Source organism: Ruegeria sp. SAZD011 (genome assembly GCF_059612545.1).
Genome location: NZ_JBXWQU010000021.1, coordinates 244822 through 264361 on the forward strand (window position 1 = coordinate 244822; position 19540 = coordinate 264361).

The 19540-nt window shown below is 64.0% G+C and carries 19 protein-coding genes; 6 read left to right on the forward strand and 13 right to left on the reverse strand.

The window, feature by feature from the left end; translation table 11 throughout:
• Nucleotides 1-54 precede the first annotated feature (54 nt).
• Genes AC2FLM_RS08525 through AC2FLM_RS08540 form a run of 4 tightly spaced genes read right to left on the reverse strand, consistent with a single transcriptional unit; the run spans nt 55 to nt 6328 of the window.
• Nucleotides 55-1329: a bifunctional folylpolyglutamate synthase/dihydrofolate synthase gene (locus AC2FLM_RS08525; RefSeq protein WP_496857217.1), complete on the reverse strand. Its 1275-nt coding sequence runs from the start codon at nt 1327-1329 to the stop codon at nt 55-57.
• On the reverse strand, nt 1326-2270 hold the full coding sequence (gene accD, locus AC2FLM_RS08530) for an acetyl-CoA carboxylase, carboxyltransferase subunit beta (RefSeq protein ID WP_234145806.1): 945 nt from the start codon (nt 2268-2270) through the stop codon (nt 1326-1328). The genes AC2FLM_RS08525 and accD overlap by 4 nt, the downstream gene beginning before the upstream one ends.
• Nucleotides 2271-2328: 58 nt before the next feature.
• Nucleotides 2329-3219, reverse strand: coding sequence for a CPBP family intramembrane glutamic endopeptidase (locus tag AC2FLM_RS08535; RefSeq protein WP_496857219.1), 891 nt, complete (start codon nt 3217-3219; stop codon nt 2329-2331).
• Nucleotides 3212-6328: an ABC transporter transmembrane domain-containing protein gene (locus AC2FLM_RS08540; protein WP_496857221.1), complete on the reverse strand. Its 3117-nt coding sequence runs from the start codon at nt 6326-6328 to the stop codon at nt 3212-3214. The genes AC2FLM_RS08535 and AC2FLM_RS08540 overlap by 8 nt, the downstream gene beginning before the upstream one ends.
• Before the next feature lie 249 nt (nt 6329-6577).
• Between AC2FLM_RS08540 and AC2FLM_RS08545 the strand changes: the two genes are divergently transcribed.
• Nucleotides 6578-7339: a DUF6478 family protein gene (locus AC2FLM_RS08545; RefSeq protein WP_496857223.1), complete on the forward strand. Its 762-nt coding sequence runs from the start codon at nt 6578-6580 to the stop codon at nt 7337-7339.
• A gap of 11 nt (nt 7340-7350) precedes the next feature.
• On the forward strand, nt 7351-7728 hold the full coding sequence (locus tag AC2FLM_RS08550; protein WP_496857225.1) for a hypothetical protein: 378 nt from the start codon (nt 7351-7353) through the stop codon (nt 7726-7728).
• A 93-nt stretch (nt 7729-7821) separates the two neighbouring features.
• Here AC2FLM_RS08550 and AC2FLM_RS08555 read toward each other — a convergent pair whose 3' ends face one another.
• The 4 genes from AC2FLM_RS08555 to AC2FLM_RS08570 form a co-directional block, all read right to left on the reverse strand.
• Nucleotides 7822-9153 (reverse strand): S41 family peptidase, encoded by a 1332-nt coding sequence (locus AC2FLM_RS08555; RefSeq protein ID WP_234139067.1) that lies wholly within the window; start codon nt 9151-9153, stop codon nt 7822-7824.
• A gap of 6 nt (nt 9154-9159) precedes the next feature.
• Entirely contained in the window at nt 9160-10296 is a 1137-nt protein-coding gene (locus AC2FLM_RS08560; RefSeq protein ID WP_496857227.1) for a murein hydrolase activator EnvC family protein, read from the reverse strand.
• Nucleotides 10293-11810, reverse strand: coding sequence for a 2,3-bisphosphoglycerate-independent phosphoglycerate mutase (gene gpmI / locus AC2FLM_RS08565; RefSeq protein ID WP_496857229.1), 1518 nt, complete (start codon nt 11808-11810; stop codon nt 10293-10295). The genes AC2FLM_RS08560 and gpmI overlap by 4 nt, the downstream gene beginning before the upstream one ends.
• An 84-nt stretch (nt 11811-11894) precedes the next feature.
• Complete coding sequence (locus AC2FLM_RS08570; RefSeq protein WP_496857231.1) at nt 11895-12389, reverse strand: c-type cytochrome; 495 nt, start codon at nt 12387-12389, stop codon at nt 11895-11897.
• Nucleotides 12390-12537: 148 nt separating this feature from the next.
• Between AC2FLM_RS08570 and AC2FLM_RS08575 the strand changes: the two genes are divergently transcribed.
• Genes AC2FLM_RS08575 through AC2FLM_RS08585 form a run of 3 tightly spaced genes read left to right on the forward strand, consistent with a single transcriptional unit; the run spans nt 12538 to nt 14087 of the window.
• Complete coding sequence (locus AC2FLM_RS08575) at nt 12538-13233, forward strand: ArsR/SmtB family transcription factor (protein WP_496857233.1); 696 nt, start codon at nt 12538-12540, stop codon at nt 13231-13233.
• Nucleotides 13218-13706, forward strand: coding sequence for a YqfO family protein (locus AC2FLM_RS08580; RefSeq protein ID WP_496857235.1), 489 nt, complete (start codon nt 13218-13220; stop codon nt 13704-13706). The genes AC2FLM_RS08575 and AC2FLM_RS08580 overlap by 16 nt, the downstream gene beginning before the upstream one ends.
• 30 nt (nt 13707-13736) lie before the next feature.
• Entirely contained in the window at nt 13737-14087 is a 351-nt protein-coding gene (locus tag AC2FLM_RS08585; protein WP_234139061.1) for a DUF2794 domain-containing protein, read from the forward strand.
• A gap of 84 nt (nt 14088-14171) precedes the next feature.
• Here AC2FLM_RS08585 and smpB read toward each other — a convergent pair whose 3' ends face one another.
• The 3 genes from smpB to dmdC all read right to left on the reverse strand — a co-directional run bounded on the left by smpB (nt 14172) and on the right by dmdC (nt 17342).
• Entirely contained in the window at nt 14172-14648 is a 477-nt protein-coding gene (gene smpB / locus AC2FLM_RS08590; protein ID WP_234139060.1) for an SsrA-binding protein SmpB, read from the reverse strand.
• A gap of 65 nt (nt 14649-14713) precedes the next feature.
• On the reverse strand, nt 14714-15517 hold the full coding sequence (dmdD, locus tag AC2FLM_RS08595) for a methylthioacryloyl-CoA hydratase (RefSeq protein ID WP_234165269.1): 804 nt from the start codon (nt 15515-15517) through the stop codon (nt 14714-14716).
• 58 nt (nt 15518-15575) lie between these two features.
• Nucleotides 15576-17342: a 3-methylmercaptopropionyl-CoA dehydrogenase gene (gene dmdC, locus AC2FLM_RS08600; protein WP_496857238.1), complete on the reverse strand. Its 1767-nt coding sequence runs from the start codon at nt 17340-17342 to the stop codon at nt 15576-15578.
• Between the two features lie 116 nt (nt 17343-17458).
• Here dmdC and AC2FLM_RS08605 point away from each other — a divergent pair, with 116 nt between their 5' ends.
• Complete coding sequence (locus AC2FLM_RS08605; RefSeq protein ID WP_496857240.1) at nt 17459-18493, forward strand: AraC family transcriptional regulator; 1035 nt, start codon at nt 17459-17461, stop codon at nt 18491-18493.
• On the opposite strand, the gene AC2FLM_RS08610 is transcribed toward AC2FLM_RS08605, so the two are convergent.
• Nucleotides 18457-18966 carry a GAF domain-containing protein gene (locus AC2FLM_RS08610; RefSeq protein WP_496857242.1) on the reverse strand — a complete coding sequence of 170 codons (510 nt, stop codon included), beginning with the start codon at nt 18964-18966 and terminating at the stop codon, nt 18457-18459. The genes AC2FLM_RS08605 and AC2FLM_RS08610 overlap by 37 nt on opposite strands.
• 365 nt (nt 18967-19331) lie before the next feature.
• A partial coding sequence (locus AC2FLM_RS08615; protein WP_496857244.1) for a hypothetical protein occupies nt 19332-19540 on the reverse strand: 209 nt, incomplete at its 5' end.

The window sequence follows — 19540 nt, forward strand, 5'->3', positions numbered from 1 at the left end:
ACAGCAAGGGTGCTGACGACGGGCAAGAGCGCCTCGCCCGCCGCGTCTTGGCTCTCAGCCGTTCTCGCGCAGGATGTTCCCGGCCAGGTAAAGCGAGCCGCAGATCAGAACGCGGGCCTCGGGCTCGATTTCGACGATGCGGGCAAGGGCGGTGGCAACATCCGGCGCGGTGCTTGCGGCGAGACCCACCGACCGGGCGGCCTCGGCGGTCTGATCGGCGGTCAGGGTATTCGCTTCGCCCGGGATCGACACGGCGGTGAGGCTGCCCGCCTGGGAGCTGAGCGGGCGCAGATAGCCGGTCACGTCCTTGGTGTTGAGCATGCCGCAGATCAGATGGGTGGGGCGTCCGGGCCGGCTGGCCAGCAGAGCGGCCAGCGCCACACCGGCGGCGGGGTTATGACCGCCGTCAAGCCAGAGCTCGGCCTGGGGCGCGGATTGAACCAGCGGGCCGGTTTTCAGCCGCTGCATCCGGGCGGGCCAATGCGCGCGGGTGACGGCAGCCTCGCAGGCGGCCTCACCCAGGTTCAGGTGACGCAGCGCCGCCAGCGCCGCGCCGGCATTCTCGATCTGATGAGCGCCCAGCAGGTTGGGTAGCGGCAGGTCACACAGGCCAGTCTCATCCTCGAATATCAGGCGGTCGCGCTCCTGACGCACATGCCAGTGCTGGCCATGAGCCAGGACAGGCGCGCCGAGCCGGGCGGCGGTGGCCTCGATCACCTCCAGCACCTCGTCGGGCTGGGGGCCGACAACAACCGGAACGCCGCGCTTGATGATCCCGCCCTTTTCACCGGCGATCTTGGCCAGCGTGTCACCAAGGAACTGTTCGTGATCCATCGAGATCGGGGTGATGATCGACAGCGCCGGGCGCGCGATCACATTGGTGGCGTCGAGGCGGCCGCCAAGACCGACCTCGAGCAGGGTGTAATCGGCGGGCCTTCGGGCAAAGGCCAAGAGGGCCGCGCAGGTGGTGATCTCGAAATAGGTGATCGTTTCGCCGCCATTGGCGGCGTAGCATTCGTCCAGAACGGCCACCAGGTCGGGTTCAGAAATCAGCTCTCCGGCTACCCGGATCCGTTCGTGAAACCGTGCCAGATGCGGCGAAGTATAGGCATGCGCACTCAACCCCGCGCCCTCGATCCCGGCGCGGATCATCGCCTGGGTCGAGCCTTTGCCATTGGTTCCGGCGATATGGATCACCGGTGGCAGACGGTCTTGGGGGTTATCCAACGCAGCCAAGAGGCGCCAGACCCGATCCAGCGTCAGGTCAATGATCTTGGGGTGCAGCGCCATCATCCGCTGGAGGATGAGGTCGGAACCGGGATTGGTCATGATTTGGACGGTTTCGCGGTCTGGGCAGGCTGTTCTTCGGCCTTGACGGGCGTTGCCGTCTCGGGCGCGGGCAGGTCGCCGCGGACCGCGGGCGGCAGGTTCAGCAACATGCGGGTGACGGTGATCAGCTCTTCGCGCAGGTCGGTGCGCTTGATCACCCGGTCCAGCATGCCGTGATCCAGCAGGTACTCGGCGCGCTGAAATCCTTCGGGCAGTGTTTCACGGATGGTCTGTTCGATCACGCGCGGTCCGGCAAAACAGATCAGCGCGTTGGGCTCGGCGATATGCACATCACCCAGCATGGCATAGGACGCGGTCACCCCGCCCGTGGTCGGATGGGTGAGTACAACGATATAGGGCAGGCCCGCCTCTTTCAGCATCTGCACCGCCACGGTGGTGCGCGGCATCTGCATCAGGCTCAGGATGCCCTCTTGCATGCGGGCGCCTCCAGCGGCCGAGAACAGGATCAATGGCCGCTTCAGGTCGACCGCCTTTTGCGCCGCGGCGATGATCGCGTTGCCGACATACATGCCCATGGACCCGCCCATGAACGAGAAATCCTGTGCCGCGGCCACGATTGGTGTGCGACCGATCTCGCCGGTGGCGACCAGCATCGCCTCTTTCTCGCCGGTCCCTTTCTGGGCCGCCTTCATCCGTTCGGGATATTTCTTCTGGTCGCGGAAATGCAGCGGGTCGGCGACCGGCTCGGGCACCTCGACCTCGGTAAAGATGCCGCCGTCAAACAGCGCCTGGAACCGGGCGCGCGGCGTGATCTGCATGTGATGGCCGCATTGGGTGCAGACATTCAGGTTATCCGCCAACTCGCGGTGGAACAGCATCGTTCCGCACTCGTCGCATTTCTGCCAGAGGTTCTCGGGCACTTCGCGCCGGGAGAAGATCGAGTTGATCCGCGGCCGGACGTAATTCGTGATCCAGTTCATGTGGACTCCCCGTGATGCTGCACCCGCGTCAAATAAGGCGATGTGCGCGGAAATGCAATCAGCGTCGCAAGGCGAGCCGGGCCAGCAGCCAGGTAACGAACATGGTGGCAAAGTCGACCGCCAGCCAGGCGCGCAGATGTTCGGTATCGGCCATCGAATAGGGCAGCAGATACAGTGACAGGCCCGACAGGCTGTCGGGCAGCGAGACGATCAGCAGAGCGATCATGTTGTTGAACAGATGCAGCGCGATGGCCGGGCCGAGCGTGCCGGCCCGTGCAGTGATATCGGCCATTAGGATGCCGAACACCCCGGACCAGAGTGCGATGGGCAGCGCGTTTGCCCCCGCCTCTTGTGGCAGGTAATGGCCCAGGGCAAACAGAACCGAGGGCAGCACCATCCAGATCAGGGCCGAACGAAAGCGCGCCGCCAGCGCCTGTTGAACATAGCCGCGAAACAGGATCTCTTCGGCGCCGGTCTGGATCAGCAGCGCCAGGATCGACAGCGGCAGCAACAGCAGCCAGCGCCCCGGCGGCAGGTTCTCTTTCAGGGGCGCGCCCATGTCATAGGGGGGCAAGATCAAGAGCAGCGCCCCCAGCACCAGCAGCAGGCGAAACACTCGCCAGAACTGTTGCAACGCCAGACGAGGCGGGCCGATGATACCCAGCGGTGCGCGGTGTTGAAACAGCCGTGCGGCGATGCCAACGCCCAGGATGACAAAGCCGAAACTGGCGAGCAGCACCAACAGCCCATCGGCCGTGGTGCCACTGGTGAAGCCGGCAGACCATTCCGGGCTGGCGAGCATGTTGACCAACCCGTAGAGCACCATATTGGCGCCCATCACGATGACCCCGATGGCGATGAGCCCGGCGATCAGTCGCCACAACTCGGGCCGGGCCCGCCCTGGCGCGACCAGTTGTTCATGCGGGGCATAGGTGCGGCGATCAGGCATCGGGCTCCTTTCCGCCGTTCGGGAGCGATGCCGGGCGGAGCGATTGGCCGGTGAAGTCTGTGATATTGATCCGTGCCGCGCGCAGGATGTCGCCGGCTTCGACCAGATGTCCTGCCACGGTCTGCAACAGATGCAGCGAGACACCGGCATCGTGCTCGATGACGGCACGAAACTCCTCGGCACCGATACGCAGGAACCGGCTTTCGGTTTCGGCGATCAGGTCCATCGGGCGCGGCTGGCGCGTGATGATAGACAGATCGCCGATCAGTCGGCCCGGTTCGATCAATGTAATGGGCCGCTCGCCCGGTGCATCCTCGGGCCAGCGCAGCGCGGCCCGACCCGACAGACAAAGATATGCGGCGTCGGCGGTCTGTCCGCTGGAAAAGATGACCTGTCCAGCCTGCGCCCGATACCATTGCGCCGAAAAGGCCAGTAACCGCTGGTTGCGGGCATCCAACCGCGCAAAGAGCGGTGTCGCGGCGATGATCTTCAGTTTGCGGTCCAGATCGGCAGTGGCACCGGCGGCAAGGTCTGGCTGGGCCCTGGTCACGCCGTCGATGCGACCGTGCTTGATCTCGACAAAGAGGTCGTAGGCTTCGGGGTTGGCGAAACTGTCTTCCATGAAGATCATGATGGCACGGGGCAACAACTCGCGCAGCCGCTGCCTTGTCCGTAGGCGGCTTTCGGAGTCGTGGCTGGCCAGCGCATTGTCCAGTATCAGGATATCGGGCCGCTTGATGCTGGCGCGGGAAAACGCGGCACGCTCCTGAAACACCGTTGGCAGGTTGGCGCCGCCCAGACCGGCGGGCATGTCATAGATCAGCGCGGCAATACGGCGGCGCAGTCCCGCCTCGGCCAGCACTTCGGCGACCGTGTCCTCGATTGCTTCGGCCTGGGCGCCCGCAACAATCGAGACCCGCCCAAAAAGCGCGTTTTCCAGAACGGTGAGCCGGGGGATATAGACTTGCGGATCGACGGCGACGAAATCGCTGCCGACCAGGGTGCGCAGACGGCTGGCACGGTCGCGGCGGATGGCAAGGATCTTGTCCTTGTACTCCTCGGGGAAGGCGGGGCCGATCTGCTCGGCGGTCAACAGAAATGGCACGGTCATCAGCTGAGCGCGTTCCTCGTCGGACAACGCCTCGACGCCGCCGGAGGCGTGGCGGTCGGCAATGTCGAGCAGGCGCAGATAGACCGCGTCCTCCATACCCATGCGCCGGAACAGCGGGTGCTGTGTCCCGTCGCGCCCAAAGGTCTGGCGCAGGGTTGCCACCACACCCAACGCCATTTCCATTGCCTCGTCGGCCAGACCTTCGTCCCGAAGCATCTGGATGAAACGTCCGTCACCGATCAGCTGTTCTTGCGATATCTCGCGGGCCGGGGCGGCAAAAAGCAGGTTGCCCCCCAGCGGGACCGCAGGGTTGAAACGGTCCGGGTCGAACCGGTGTACCATCGCGGCCAGCCCCCGTTCAGACAGGCGGCGCGCAACGATGTCGCGCTGGGCGACGATCTCGGCGGTGAGGCGCTCGTGCAGGCGTGGGTCGATCCGGCTGCGCAGGGTGCGGCGGAACATGTATTCGTCCAGGCCCATTGCCTCGACCAGTTGGAACCACCAATCGCGGATCTGGTCGCCGTCGGTGAGCCCGGCGAGGCTCGGGTCGATCCAGTCGACATCCAGCGTATCGCCACTGTTGCCGGCCTGGACCGCCTCGACCAGCCGGCGGTCCGGCCGGGTGGGCGCCAAGGGGTCGGCCTGCGGCCGGGTGCGCAGCGGCATCAGCAGGTTGTCACCCAGCGTGCCGTCGAACAGATACGGGCGCGAATGGGCATAGCCGATCCGGGCTGCGATCACCGTCTGGTGCAGCGTGCTGAGTGGATGGCCCGAGATCACCACTTCGCCCCTGCTGGGCAAGCTCTCGCGCGTCAGGAGCTGTGCAAGAGCCGCCCGCTCGGCGGGCCGGTCCGAACGGATTGCCACCCGGGCGCCGGGCGGGATCGTCAGGTCGATATCTTCGAGGATGGTGTTGCCGTCCTGATCATGTACGGTCACGTCGCGCAATTCGATGGCGCCGGTCAGACGCGGAACCTCGTCGGGTTCGCCGTCGAAGAGTGCCGCTGGAATCATGCCCTGGGGAGCAAAGCGTTCGGTCACCACCTGCCAGCGCAGCGACATGTCCTGCACCTGGTTGTAATAGGTCAGCAACTCTTTCCATGGGCTGGACAGATCCTTGTAGGCCGCCAGCGCCGCCACCAGCGCACCCACTGTGATCTGGCCCTTGATCGCCAGATAACCGCCCACCGAATAGAACAGGAACGGGGTCATCTGCGAGATCAGGTTGTTCAGGAACTTCATGAAGAATTTCTTCTGATAGATCCGGAACCGGATATCGTAGAGCCGCCCCAGCCGGTCGGTGATCTGCGCCAGCCGATAGCGCCAGCCACCATTGGTGCGCAGATCGGCGATACCGGCCGCGCTTTCTCCGATTTCGGAGCTCAGGCGGCGCACCTGCTGGATGCGGGCCTTGTTCAGCAGGTTGATTTGCCGCTGCAGGCGCGGGATCAGCCAGGCCTGAAGCGGGATCAGCGCGACCGAGGCCAGCCCGAACCAGACATTCTGCATGAACAAAAAGGTCACGATGGTCAGCATCTGGCCGGCCTGGAACACCGGTTGCGCCACCGCATCCCCCATCAAACCGCCCATCGGCTCGGCCTCGGAGGTGATCATCGACACCAGCTCTCCCTGACTGGTGGTCGTGTAGTAAGCGCGTGGAAAGCGCATCATCCGCGCGATCAGCTGATAGCGCAGACGGCGCAGCATCCGCTCGCTCAACACCCCTTTCATGGTGTTGATCTTCATCTTCATCAGCCCGCTGAGGACCACCATCGCGAGAAAGGCAAGGCAGAGCGCGAACAGGTACTCGATCTGGCTCAGTTCGACGCCCCAAAGGTCGATCCGGTCAACCTGTGCGCCGATGGCATCGTTGATGATCCGCTTGGGCAGTTCGAGCGTGGCGTAAAGAAAGGGAAACGAGATCACCGTCAGCGCCAGCAACGCAATCTGCTGGCGTTTCGAATGTTTCCAGATGAAGGAAAACAGACTGGGCTCCATCACCCACCTCTTGCCGCGGCTGACCCTGAACGACATTTATGCCGACTGTGCGACCCTGGCCGCCCTTTGGACGGTAAGCACTGACCGGCCCGATTACAAGGTAGCCCCCGCGAGGGGCCGCCGCGGTTGGACGGCGGATTGTTTCCATAACAAGAATTTTTCCCAAGGGATCGAGTTATTGGGTTTATTTAGTTAACATCCTTTCGCTAAACAGAGAAAACAGCGCGACACCAATAGCGGCGGACGGGAATGGGCAGGGTTCTGGACAGATTGTTTCATCTGCGGGAGATGCGGCGCTGGCGCCGGGCGGCCCGCAATGCGCTGTCCACCCCCTTGTCCGAGCTGCGTCGCCAGCGCAACCGGGCGCGCGACCTGCGCACCCATCTGGACCGGCTGATCAACGTGGCCGACGGGCGGCTGGCGCTGCCTCTGATCGGCTCGTCCTTCTTTCCCAAGCCACATGGGACCGACTGGTCCTGGCGTCCCGAGCTGTGGCGAGGGCCGCTGGCATCACCGGGTCTGTCCTCGGTACCGACGCGGTCGACCCTCGGGGGCGAGGTGACGCTGTTTCATGATTGCGAATTCTCCGAGCTGACCCTGCGCCAGCTGCGTAACCTGCGTGAGGCTGACCTGGCGCCCTACGGGTTGCGCATGGATGTTTTCAAGTTCGACGGTTCGTTCCTTTCGCTTGTGATCGACCTGCCTGATACGGCGGCAGAGGGGATGACGCGGGCGCATCTGCTGCGGGTCGATACCATCATCGAAAGCGAGAAACCGTTGGAGATCTTTGCCCGTCTCAACATCCGCCACGGCCCCAATACCGAACAGATCGTGCGTGAATTGCCGTTGCACGAACAGGATGTGATGGTGGAATTCGATCTGGCCTATTCGCGGCTGAATGAGAAACGGATCGAGAAGATCTGGCTGGACCTGATCTTTGAAGCGCCCGAGATGAATCAGGTCATTCTGCGCGACCTGACATTCTGCCGCCATCGGCGCGCGGCCCTGTGAGAGGTGACAGAATGAGCGACCTGACCCTGACCAAGATCCGCCTGCGCAACGGTGTGTGGGAGGGGCGGCTGACCGGTGCCCCCACAACCGGCAAACGCCCCAACATCCTGGTCACCCATCTTGATCTGCCAGTCCCGGATGTGGAGCTGGTGGAGGGCACCGACAGCAGCTTCTGGACCCTGACGATCCCGGTGCCGGACTATGCCGTCGCCGATGGGGTGCAAACCTTTCTGATTGTCGATGGTGAAACCGAGAAGAAGCTGGGCGACTTTACCCTGATCGCGGGCGAATCCGTTCCCGATGATCTGCGCGCCGAGGTGGAACTGCTGCGTGCTGAGCTTGACATGCTCAAGCGCGCCTTTCGCAGGCATTGCCTGGAGACAAGTTGACCCGAGCACACAGCTGCGCATTCGGTAGGAGCCTAACCGAAAACGGCCGCACCACCGGAAGGTGATGCGGCCGTGATGTCTGGTCTGCTCGGATCAGTCTGCCGGGGCGAACGCCGAGAGACCTTTGAGGATGTCGATGGCATAGGCCAGTTGATAGTCCTCTTGCCGCAGTTCGGCAGTAGCCTCGGCCTTGGCGCGGTCTTCCTCGATCTGGCGGATCTCATCCTCGCTCAGGCTGTCATTGTTCAGGCGTCCGCGCAGATCGGCCTCCGAGCGCGAGCGTGGCGTGACCCGCTCTTCCTCGGCTTCGGGTTGGCGGCGCGGTTGCTCGACCACGATATCGGGGCTGACACCCAGTGCCTGGATCGAGCGGCCAGACGGCGTGTAGTAGCGTGCGGTGGTCAGGCGCATGGCGCCGTCACCACGCAGAGGCATTACTGTCTGCACCGATCCCTTGCCAAAGCTCTTGGTCCCTACCACGATGGCGCGGCGATGGTCCTGCAAGGCGCCGGCCACGATTTCCGAGGCCGAAGCCGAACCGCCGTTGATCAGGACAACAACCGGCTTGCCCTGGGCCAGATCGCCAAGTGTGGCGTTGAACCGCTCGCCGTCTTCGGGGTTGCGACCGCGCGTAGACACGATTTCACCGCTGTCGAGGAAGGCATCCGATACCTTGATCGCCTGCGTCAGCAGGCCGCCGGGGTTGTTGCGCAGGTCAAGCACGAAGCCGTTGACCTTGTCGATGCCGCCCGCGGCTTCGACCTGCTTGGCGAGCCCCTCTTCGAGGTTGGGATAGGTCTGGTCGTTGAAGGTGGTCACGCGCAGCACCACGCTGGTGCCCTCGGTGCGGGCGCGCACGGCGGTGAGCTTGATGGTGTCACGGATGATCGAGACGTCGAACGGCTCGTCCTCGCCCTCGCGCACCACGGTGATCACGATCTCGCTACCCACCGGTCCGCGCATCAGGTCGACCGCCTTGTCCAGGGTCAGGCCCAGCACGCTTTCGCCATCCACATGGGTGATGAAATCGCCCGCCTCGATCCCGGCCTCATCGGCGGGGGTGCCGTCGATGGGCGACACGACCTTGACGAAACCTTCTTCCTGGGTGACCTCGATACCCAGGCCCCCGAACTCGCCTCGGGTCTGCACCCGCATCTGCGCCGCGTCATCGGGCGAGAGATAGCTGGAATGCGGGTCGAGCGAGGTAAGCATGCCGTCAATGGCTGCCTCGATCAATTCGCCTGCATCGACCTCTTCGACATATTGCGCGCGGATACGCTCGAAAATGTCGCCGAACAGGTCGAGCTGTTCGTAGACGTTGGAATTTGCCTTTGCCTCTTGTGCGACCAGCGGTCCGGCGACTTGGGTTGTGGCGATGATCCCTGCCAGAGTCCCGGCCAGTCCGGCCAAAACGACTTTTTTCATGCTCGTCTATCCATCCTTGTCGGTTTGGAACCACGTTTCCGGGTCCACCGGGCTGTCGCCCTCTCTGACCTCTATATAGAGCGTTTCTGATCGCTCTGTACCAGAGCCATCACCGCTTGTTGACAGAATCGCGCCGATTTCCTGGGTTGCACCGCCCATCAGGCCCACAGGCGTGCCCGCCGGAACCACTTCACCCGCCGCGCCATAGACCTCTTGCAGGCCGGAAAGCACGATCAGCAGATCAGGCTGCGGTTCAAGGATCACGACATTGCCGAGATCAAGCAGCGGGCCACGATAGCGGATCGTCGCGGCGGTGGGCGTGGCGACCAGCGCGCGGGGACGGGTGGCCACGATGATTCCCTCTCGCGTGATACCGGCGGCATCTGCCTGCCCGGCGCGGCGCAGCAGAACCCCTTGTACCGGGAGGGGAAGCTGGCCCTTCAGGGCCGAGATATCAGCCGAAGAGGCGGCGATCTCGCCCTCGGCGATCTCGGACAGCCCGCTGGCAAACCCTTCGAGCGTTTCGGTGGACGAGACGAGGATGGCGGTGCGGACCGGATCCTCGGTGAATCGGCGCGGCAGATCGGTGCGGTCGGCGATGGCCTGGCTCAACTCTGCCCGCGCCTGCTGGATGCCGGTCAACCCCTCTTGCAGGGTGCGCGCGGCGTTCTGTTGCAGCGTGCGCAGGGTTCGCACCTCGGTCAGGTCACGCGCCAGCGCGTTGGCGCGGGCCTGCAATTCCGGGGTCATCTCGGCGAGGGTCATCGCCGAACGCGCGGCACCCAAGGGGCCCGACGGGTGCAGCATCAGCACTGGCGGCGGCGCGGTTTCGATGGTTTGGAGTACCCCGAGAAGCTGCGCCACCTCACCCTCGCGTGCATTCAGTTCCGCGGCCAGTTGCCCCTCGCGGACCGAGGCGCGGCGCAGCCCGTCGCGCATCGCGGCCAGCCCCGCCTCGTAGGCCTGTACGGTGCCGGTCAGGGCGCGTACGCGATCGCGCGCGCTTTCCGCCTCGGCCAGCGCGACCGAGGCCTCTTCGAGCATTCGCGCCGCCGCCTGTGCCGCCTCGGCAGGGTCACCTTCGGCCGGGGCCATGGTGGACCAGAGCATGAGAGACAGCAAAAGCACGGTTCGGCGGATCATGTGATCAGGCTCTCTCCGGTCATTTCGGGCGGTTTGGGCAGGCCCATCAACGCCAGCACGGTGGGGGCCAGATCGCTGAGCCGCCCATCGCGCAGGGTCGCGCCCTCCGGGCCGCCGACCAGTGCCACCGGCACCGGGTTCAGCGTGTGGGCGGTATGGGGTCCACCGGTTTCGGGGTCGATCATCATCTCGCAATTGCCGTGATCGGCGGTGACGATCATGGCGCCGCCGGCCCGTTCCAGCGCGTCGATGACCCGGGCCAGGCCCTGATCCACCGCCTCGCACGCCTTGATCGCGGACTTCAGGTCGCCGGTATGGCCGACCATGTCGGGATTTGCGTAATTGGTGACGATCAGATCATAGCCCGCGCCGATCGCCTCGACGAACTTGTCGGTCACCTCGGGGGCGCTCATCTCGGGTTGCAAGTCATAGGTCGCCACCTTGGGCGATTTCGGCATGAAACGATCCTCGCCCGGTTCCGGGTCTTCCTTGCCTCCGTTGAGGAAGAAGGTGACATGCGGATATTTCTCGGTTTCGGCCAGGCGAAACTGGCGCAAGCCGTGTTGCGCCACCCAGGCACCCAGCGTGTTGACGATGTCGCGCTTGGGAAACACGGTGGTCATGTAAGCATTGTGGCCGTCCGAATACTCGACCATGCCCAGCAGCGCCGACAGCGCCGGGCGGGGCCCGGTGTCGAAATCGGCAAAGCCCGGCTCGCCGATGGCACGCAGGATCTCGCGGGCCCGGTCGGCGCGGAAATTGAGGCAGAACAGGCTGTCGCCATCCTGTACCCCCTCATAGCCGGATAGCACCGAGGCGGTGATGAATTCGTCGGTTTCCGACTGGTTATAGGCGTGGTCGATGGCCGAATGGGCAGAGGTGACGCGACGCCCCTCGCCCTTGATCATGGCGTCATAAGCCTCTTGCACGCGCTCCCAGCGATTGTCGCGATCCATCGCGAAATACCGCCCGGTGACGGTAACGACACGGGCGCCCTTCGGCAGGCGATCTTCCAGTTCGGCCATATACCCGTAGGCCGATTTCGGGGCGACGTCGCGCCCATCCGTGACGGCATGCAGGGCCACCGGCACGCCGGCATCGGTGATCGCTTGGGCGGCGGCGATGATATGGTTCAGATGTCCGTGCACACCGCCATCCGAGACCAGACCCATCAGATGTGCAGTACCGCCCGCTGCTTTGGTCTTCGATATGAACTCCAGCAGCGCGGCATTGTCGAAGAACGAGCCATCCTCGATCGACAGATCGATCTGGCCAAGGTCCATGGCGACCACCCGGCCTGCGCCGATATTGGTGTGTCCCACTTCGGAATTGCCCATCTGGCCGCTGGGCAGGCCCACATCCGGCCCATGGGTGATCAGCCGGGCATGCGGCCCCCTGGTCATGATCATGTCGAATGTCGGGGTCTTTGCCAGATAGGGCGCGTTTGCGGTCTTGTCGTCTGAAAGGCCCCAGCCATCGAGAATGCACAGGACGACGGGTTTGGGGGCGCTCATGTTCGGACTCCGGCAACTGCTCTGGCTGCCTTCTATCCTGTGCCCGGCGGGGGGTGAACCGTCTTTTTCCGCGCAGGCAGGACGTTAGCGTTCACGGCGATAGTGCCTGTGGCAGGCTAGACATGTGGCCATCAGATCCGGCAGGCTGCGGCGCAGCGCCGGAAGAGTGTTGGGGCGCAAATCGCGCGCGGCGCGCGCGGCGGCCCGGGCCAAGGCGGAAAACTGGCCCCAGTCCTGCCAGATCAGGCTGCGCGCGCGGCTGTGCCTGTCCATATGAGGTTCCGAGAAGCGTTCGGGCAGCGTATCGAGCACGTCGACCAGATCCGCCTGCGCCGCGCGGGCCGTAGGCCGGTCAAAACGGCGGCGCTGGGCGATCATGTCCATCAGAACCCCCAGTGCGGCCTTGGCCTGACGCATGGTGGCCTGACGCGCCAGTACCGCCTCGTCCCGGACCACCGGTTCATCGGCGCCCAAAGGCGGCGAACCTGAAAGAGCAGTCAGGCAGACCAGCAGAGCGCCCAACAGGCACAACCGCCTGAAGAGACGGCGCAACAAATCGGTCTGGATCGGTCGGGGCACGCGCCTGCCCTTTCTGGTGGTTGCCTCTGTCGCGGCTCCAGCATCGGTGAGGCAGGTTACCGGGCAGTTAAACCTGGCGAATTCCCTCAGTCCGCCGGCGAAGCGTTTTCTCTGTCGGGCCCGTCGTGCTTGCGGCTAGTCTGTTCGCATGACCCTTACACCCCGTCTCGATATCCTGGGCGCCGCCCTTGCCGATTCCAGCCGCGCGCGGATGCTGTGCGAGCTGATGGACGGCCGCGCCTATACCAACAAGGAACTGGCCAGCGCCGCGGGTGTCACCCCGCAGACCGCCACCGCGCATCTGCGCCGGCTGGAGGAGGCGGGGCTGATCCGGGCCACCCGCAGCGGGCGCTGCCTGTATCACCGCATCGCCGGGCCCGACGTGGCCGAGGCGCTGGAAACCCTTTCGGCGCTGGCACCCAGCGATCACCTTTATCGCGCGCAGCAGCGCAAGGGCGCGCGGCTCAAGATGCTCGAGGCGCGCAGCTGTTATGACCATCTTGCCGGGAGGCTGGGGGTCGCGATTACCCAGGCGTTGCTGGATCAGGGCGATCTTGTGCCGGACGGGGCGCAATACCGGGTCGTTCCCTCCGAGCGTTGGGGCAAGCTGGGCGTGACCCTGACCGGGCGGGCGCCGCTGGCACGGCCCTGTCTGGACTGGACCGAGCGGCTGTCACATGTGGCGGGGCCGGTGGGGCGCGAGATGCTGTCGTATGCGCTGGCGGCGAATTGGCTTCGGCGTCTCCGGGGCGAGCGCGGGTTGGATGTGACACCCGCCGGTGCAGCAGCGTTGCGCCAGATCCTCGGCATCAGATGGGAAGGCGGAACATGCTGCCGGCACTGACATCCGACCGCTTCACCACCCAGACAGGCTGGCGGTTGCTGGTGCAGGTGCCCGAGCCGGATTGCCCTAGGGTGATCGCGGCGGTGACCGCCGAGGACCCGCTGGTCTGGGGCGACTATGACCGGGTGACCTTTGCCGCCCCGGGGCAACAGAGCTTCCGCTCGCTGCCCGGCGGCGCCAATGCGCCCACCGCCGATGCGGTGAGCGTGCCCTGTCTGGAGCTTTCGTTCTTTTTGTCGGGCGATGCCGCGCGGCTCGACGCAGTGCTGAACGCGATCTATCATGTCCACCCCTATGAGGAGCCTGTGGTTCTGGTGGTTCCGGCTCTGCGAACCTGTCATATCCGGGGCTTGGACGAGGAAAATCCGAACCGGTTCTGGAACCGCGAGGCGGCTGACTGGGTGCCGGACACACATCGCCGCGATGTGGCCGGGCCACCCCAATCACAGGGAACTGTGTCGCGACAGGCTTGATTTGCCCGCGATTTCCGGCAAGCTGGGCGTATGAACATGTCGCCTCCCAGCCCGTTCTCTGCCGGTCAGGCCCCGGCGCAGGTTGCCTTTGACAGACGCGAAATGGCCGTCATCCTTGGTCTATACGGGCGCATGGTCGCCGCAGGCGAATGGCGGGACTACGGCATTTCGATGCTGAGCGACATGGCCGTATTCTCTGTCTTTCGCCGTACTGCCGAACATCCCCTTTACCGCATCGAGAAACGCCCGCGCCTGCGCAACCGTCAGGGCATGTACGCGGTGGTCGGAATGGACGGGCAGGTGCTGAAACGGGGGCAGGACCTGAAATCGGTGCTGCGGGTGCTGGAGCGCAAGCTGATCCGGGTGGTCAACCCGGACTGATTATTCTGCATTCGAGCCGGGGATGCCTCCGGCGGGAGTATTTGCGACCAGAAAGAAGCGTCTCAGCTTTTGCCTGCGTGGCGCCTAGGCGTTGTCTTTGAGCAGGCGCTGTTTCTGCCGGTTCCAGTCGCGCTTGGCCTCGGTCTCGCGCTTGTCGTGGATCTTCTTGCCCTTGGCGATGCCGAGCTTCATCTTGGCGATGCCCTTGTGGTTGAAATAGAGCACCAGCGGCACCAGGGTCATGCCCTTGCGCTGGGTTGCGTTCCACAGATTGGCCAGTTCCTTGCGCGAGACCAGCAGCTTGCGCCGCCGCCGTTCCTCGTGCTTGAACATCTTGGCCTGCTCGTAGGGCGGGATATAGGCGTTTACCAGCCACAACTCGCCGTTTTCCACGGCGGCATAGCTGTCGGCGATGTTGGTGCCGCCCGCACGCAGCGCTTTGACCTCGGACCCCTCCAGAATGATGCCGCATTCGAGATCGGACTCGATCGCGTAATCGAACCGTGCCCGCCGGTTTTCGGCGATCACCTTGTAATTGGGGTCTGAGTTCTTCTTGGCCATGGGGCGCAGATGTAGGCGGCTTGGGCCGCCCTTGCAAGCGCGCCTGTGTGCAAGGGCGGCTGGTTTCAGCTGTTGGGGCGCACGCGCGCTGCGGTCTTGTTGGCGAATGCCTCCAGCCGTTCGCGGGCGGCGGGCTGGGTGTTCACGATGCCGCCGACATATGCCTCGGCATAGGCGGCGTCCAACCCGGACATGTTCTGCATGTGGCTGATCGCGGAACAGATGGCGAAGTTGGTCAGCGGCAGGTTGCTTGCGATCTTGTTGGCCAGTTCCATCGCCATGTCAAAGCTCGACCCTTCGGTGATGTACTGCGCCAGGCCCAGATCGGCAGCCTCTTGTCCCTGATAGACACGGCCGGTCAGGATCATGTCGATCATCCGGTATTTGCCGATCATGTCCGACACGCGGATCGTGGCGCCGCCCCCGGTAAAGATACCGCGCTGGCCCTCTGGCAGGGCGAAATAGGTGCTCTGGTCCATCACCCGGATATGGGCGGCGCTGGCCAGTTCCAGACCGCCGCCGACAACGGCGCCCTGAAGCGCGGCGATGATCGGCACACCGCCATATTCCATCTTGTTGAACGCCTCGTGCCAGCGCAGGCAGACATGCATGAAATCGTCCGCGCTGCGGTCGGCCTTCCAGTGTTCGACAAGGTCGAGACCGGCGCAGAAATGATCGCCTGCACCGGTCAGCACCACGGCGCGCACGCCCTTGCGATGGGCCGTGCTGAAGAAGGTGACCAGCTCTTCGATGGTGGCGACATCCAGTGCGTTGCGCTTCGTCGGGCGGTTCAGCGTCACGATGCAGACGCCATTGTCGCGCAGGTCGAGGTCGAGGTTGGTATAGCCGGAAGTTACATCCTGGGTCACGGGCATGTCCTTTCGAATGGGGGCGGGCCCGATTTGCGGGCCGGTATCGGGTTCTGGATCAGAGTGTTGCGGTCAACAGGCTGTCGCCGGTATCGGTGATGCGGCTGTGCTCGGCCGAGCATTCGACCAGCACCTGCTGGGCAAAGATATCGGCGGTGGCGATCTTGGCCTGTAGGAATTCGGCATCGCCGCCCTTGGCCAGTTCGGCCTCGGCGGCCAGCGCCGACAGGCCAAGCTGCCAGCCTGTGGCCAGATTGCCGGTCAGCATCAGGAAGGGCACGCTGCCGGCATAGGCGCGGTTGGGGTCCTGCCCGGCGGTTGCCAACAGATGGTCGAGGCTGGCGGTAAAGGCCAGGCGAGCCTCGGCCAGGCGCTGGGCGATCCGTTGCGCTGCCGCGCCACCGTTGGACAGGTCACCCTCGGTCGCGGCGATCATCTCGGCAAAGCGGCGCGCGGTACGGCCGCCATCGCGCAGCACCTTGCGACCCAGCAGGTCATTGGCCTGAATGGCGGTGGTGCCCTCGTAGATCGGCAGAATGCGGGCATCGCGATAGAACTGCGCCACGCCGGTTTCCTCGATAAAGCCCATGCCGCCGTGGATCTGGACACCCAGCGAGGCGACCTCGACCGCGCGCTCGGTGCAGAACCCCTTGACCAGCGGCACAAGGAATTCGGCCATGGACTGCGCCTCGGCACGCGCCGCTTCGGGTCCGTGTTCGGCCAGGTCGAGCCAGCCACCGGTGGCAATGGCCAGCGCGCGGCCACCCTCGGTCAGGGCCCGCATCCGCAGCAGCATCCGGCGCACATCGGGGTGCTGGATGATCGGCACCGCATCCTGGGCCGAGCCGTCTACGGGTCGGCTTTGTACCCGGTCACGGGCATAGGCCAGCGCATGCTGATAGGCGCGTTCGGCAATCGCAACACCCTGCACACCCACCGCATAGCGAGCCGAGGTCATCATGATGAACATGTAGCGCAGGCCGCTGTTCTCCTCGCCCACCAGATAGCCGGTGGCGTTGTTGTATTCCATCACGGCCGTCGGGCTGGCGCGCACACCCAGCTTGTGCTCCAGGCTGACGCAGCCCAGCGTGTTGCGCAGTGCGGTCTCGCCGCCCTCACCTTCGAGCAGTTTGGGCACCACGAACAGGCTCAGCCCGCGCACCCCTTCAGGCGCGTCAGGGGTGCGGGCCAGTACCAGATGCACGATGTTTTCCGACAGGTCATGTTCGCCAAAGGTGATGAAGATCTTGGTGCCGCTGATCGCATAGGTGCCGTCATCCTGCGGTACCGCCTTGCAGCGCACCCGGCTCAGGTCACTGCCCGCCTGCGGCTCGGTCAGGTTCATGGTACCCGACCAGCGCCCGGTGATCAGCTTGTCGAGATAGAATGCCTTTTGTGCCTCGGACCCGGTGATCGACAACGCGTCGATGGCGCCGTTGGTCAGCAGCGGGCAGAGGCCAAAGCTCATGTCGGCGCTGTTGACGATCTCGGTCGCGGCGGCGCCAACCACCTTGGGCAGGCCCATGCCGCCATGTTCGGTCGGGTGGCTAAGGCTTTGCCAGCCCATTTCGACGAACTGGTCATAGGCGGCCTTGTAGCCCTCGGGCAGGACGACCCGGCCATTTTCCAGCCGCGCGCCCTCGGTGTCGCCGATGGTGGAAAGGGGGGCGATCATCTCGCCGCAGAAACGGCCAAATTCTTCCAGCGCGGCGCGGGCATCGTCCAGCTCGATCTCGGAATAGGGTTGCAGCGCTTCGACCTGCGACCATTGCGAGAGGTGTTCGATGGCGAACATGATGTCACGGACCGGCGCCTGATAGGTCATTCCCAATTCTCCATTCCTGTTTCAATGTGCCAGCTAGAGGAGCCGAAACTTGCGATCAACGTCATTGTGAGACAAATTCCTTTCCAATCGCGCCAAACCAATGAGGGGCCCGGACCATGCGCAGACCGGATACCGCCAGCCTGGCGACCGTGTCGCAGCCGTTTATCGAGGATTGGCTGTCAGCGCTGCGCCGCTGCTCGGCCGAGGCCGAGATGGCCGGTTTTCTGGAGCGATCCGGGCTGGGGGCGATACATGACCAGCCCGGCGCGCGGGTGACGCTGGACCAGATCGTGCGCCTCTACAAGATCGCCGCTGTCGAGACCGGCGACGAGATGACCGGATTATGGAGTCGCCCGATCCGCCATCGTACCTTGCAGCATCTGCTGGCCACGGTGCGGGAAAGCGGCTCGCTGCCCTCGGCACTGCACCGGTTTTCGACCTTCTGGAACCTGCTTCTGGATGATTTCCAGTTCGAGTTGCGCACCGAGGGTGAGCGGATCGACCTGTTGCTGCTGCCGCAGGGCGATGACCAGGTGCAGCGCTTTGGTCACATGCTGATCCTGAAACTGGCGCACGGGCTGCTATCCTGGCTGGCCGGGCACGAGGTTCCGGTGCGGGCGGTGCATTTCGCCTTTGACCGCCCGAGCTTTGCCCAAGACTATTCGGTGATCTTTCCCGCACCGGTGCATTTCGACGCTTCGGCCTCGGGCCTGTCCTTTGATCTGGCGCAACTGTCGCCGCCACAGACACGCAGCAGCGCCGAGATGGATGCCTTTCTGGCGCGGGCCCCGCGCGACTGGATCTTCACCAGCTATCACGAGCACAGCCAGTCGCTGCGGGTGCGCGCCTTTCTGTTTCGTTCCGACTGGGTCGGCTGTTCCCTGTCCGACACGGCGCAGGCGTTGGGCATGAGCAGGCGCACCCTGACCCGGCGGATGGAAGAGGACGGAACCAGCTTTCAGGCGATCAAGGACGCACTGCGCCGCGACATTGCCATCCGCGACCTGCGCGAGGGCCGCAAGAGCATCGAGGAGATCTCACAGGATGTGGGGTTTTCCTCGGCGGCGAATTTTCACCGGGCCTTCCGGCGCTGGACCGGTTCGACACCGCGCTCTTACCGTTCGGGGGCTGAGCGGGCCAGCACGGTATAGACGGCAAGCGCCGCCATGGCCGGCAAGAGCAGCGTGTCTTCGATCCGTGTCAACGTCTCGGCCGGATAGCTGTACGCCTGATCGAGCAGGTTCACCGTCGCAACCGTCCGCCCACCCAGCACGATGGGCAGATTGACCACCGCGTCGCATCCAAGGCGGGCAATCAAGGGCTGATCGGGGAAGACGGCGGCAATCTCGGCGGCAGTGTTGTCGACAAAGCTGCGTTGTTCCTCGATCACCTGCCGGAACCAGCCATCCTGCGTCACGGGCTTGCGACCCGAAACCGGGTAGCTGTCCGGCATGTTGGAATAGACACGCAACGCTTGCCCCGCATCGAGGTCGATCAGCGTGACCGTAAACAGGCGGGCGGGAACGCTCGCGCGCGCGAGACCACAAAGAGCGTCCAGAGCCTGAGACCCATCAAGGGCCACGGCGAGCCTATTGGCAAAGGTCGGCAGGGGCGTGTCTGTCATGTCGATCGATCCCGTCTGCTGTGTCCGCTCTTGGGGCTGAGTGCTGGTGTCCGTGTCGAGGTTAGGTGCGATTCCTTCGCCGGTCACGCGGCTTGGCAATGGAATCGGTGACTCGATTCACTGTCGATCAGCCGGTGAATGGTGGCGCTCGCATAAAGGGCTACTATATATAGATGACGCCCTGAAAATTTGCTCGGTTCTTCGCGGCTTCGCGCCTTCATGAGGGTGTTCAACCTTCCGTGCAGGCTTCCAAGGCCAAATTCTAAGTAATTGATAATAAGCAATGAATGAAGATTTTCGCCTGTTTTGTGAGTTTTTTGTGAAATTGGGGTTGCGGGTCCCGGAGGGAGAACGTAGATAGCCCCTCACCGGCGCTGCTGAGGCAGGGTCGGACGGAGAAAGCGGCTCAGGCCGCCGACTTCGGAACAAAAAACGAGATGAGGTTGACGCGGTTTGCGCCAGAAAGATTTGGCGCTTCGTGTTGATTTTTGTCTCACGCTCTTTGACATTATTGGATGACTGAAGAGATATGTGGGCGGTTTGGTTCGTTTCGACGGATTGATCGTCTGTATAT

Excerpts from the sequence above, each read along its gene's own strand:
- AC2FLM_RS08580 (WP_496857235.1), top strand. The coding sequence starts at position 13,218 with ATGCTGCCGGCACTGACATCCGACCGCTTCACCACCCAGACAGGCTGG.
- AC2FLM_RS08540 (WP_496857221.1), bottom strand. The coding sequence starts at position 6,328 with ATGGAGCCCAGTCTGTTTTCCTTCATCTGGAAACATTCGAAACGCCAG.
- gpmI (WP_496857229.1), bottom strand. The coding sequence starts at position 11,810 with ATGAGCGCCCCCAAACCCGTCGTCCTGTGCATTCTCGATGGCTGGGGC.
- AC2FLM_RS08610 (WP_496857242.1), bottom strand. The coding sequence starts at position 18,966 with ATGACAGACACGCCCCTGCCGACCTTTGCCAATAGGCTCGCCGTGGCC.
- AC2FLM_RS08550 (WP_496857225.1), top strand. The coding sequence starts at position 7,351 with ATGAGCGACCTGACCCTGACCAAGATCCGCCTGCGCAACGGTGTGTGG.
- AC2FLM_RS08575 (WP_496857233.1), top strand. The coding sequence starts at position 12,538 with ATGACCCTTACACCCCGTCTCGATATCCTGGGCGCCGCCCTTGCCGAT.
- AC2FLM_RS08560 (WP_496857227.1), bottom strand. The coding sequence starts at position 10,296 with ATGATCCGCCGAACCGTGCTTTTGCTGTCTCTCATGCTCTGGTCCACC.
- AC2FLM_RS08585 (WP_234139061.1), top strand. The coding sequence starts at position 13,737 with ATGAACATGTCGCCTCCCAGCCCGTTCTCTGCCGGTCAGGCCCCGGCG.
- AC2FLM_RS08535 (WP_496857219.1), bottom strand. The coding sequence starts at position 3,219 with ATGCCTGATCGCCGCACCTATGCCCCGCATGAACAACTGGTCGCGCCA.
- dmdC (WP_496857238.1), bottom strand. The coding sequence starts at position 17,342 with ATGACCTATCAGGCGCCGGTCCGTGACATCATGTTCGCCATCGAACAC.
- accD (WP_234145806.1), bottom strand. The coding sequence starts at position 2,270 with ATGAACTGGATCACGAATTACGTCCGGCCGCGGATCAACTCGATCTTC.
- AC2FLM_RS08605 (WP_496857240.1), top strand. The coding sequence starts at position 17,459 with ATGCGCAGACCGGATACCGCCAGCCTGGCGACCGTGTCGCAGCCGTTT.
- AC2FLM_RS08545 (WP_496857223.1), top strand. The coding sequence starts at position 6,578 with ATGGGCAGGGTTCTGGACAGATTGTTTCATCTGCGGGAGATGCGGCGC.
- AC2FLM_RS08525 (WP_496857217.1), bottom strand. The coding sequence starts at position 1,329 with ATGACCAATCCCGGTTCCGACCTCATCCTCCAGCGGATGATGGCGCTG.
- AC2FLM_RS08555 (WP_234139067.1), bottom strand. The coding sequence starts at position 9,153 with ATGAAAAAAGTCGTTTTGGCCGGACTGGCCGGGACTCTGGCAGGGATC.
- smpB (WP_234139060.1), bottom strand. The coding sequence starts at position 14,648 with ATGGCCAAGAAGAACTCAGACCCCAATTACAAGGTGATCGCCGAAAAC.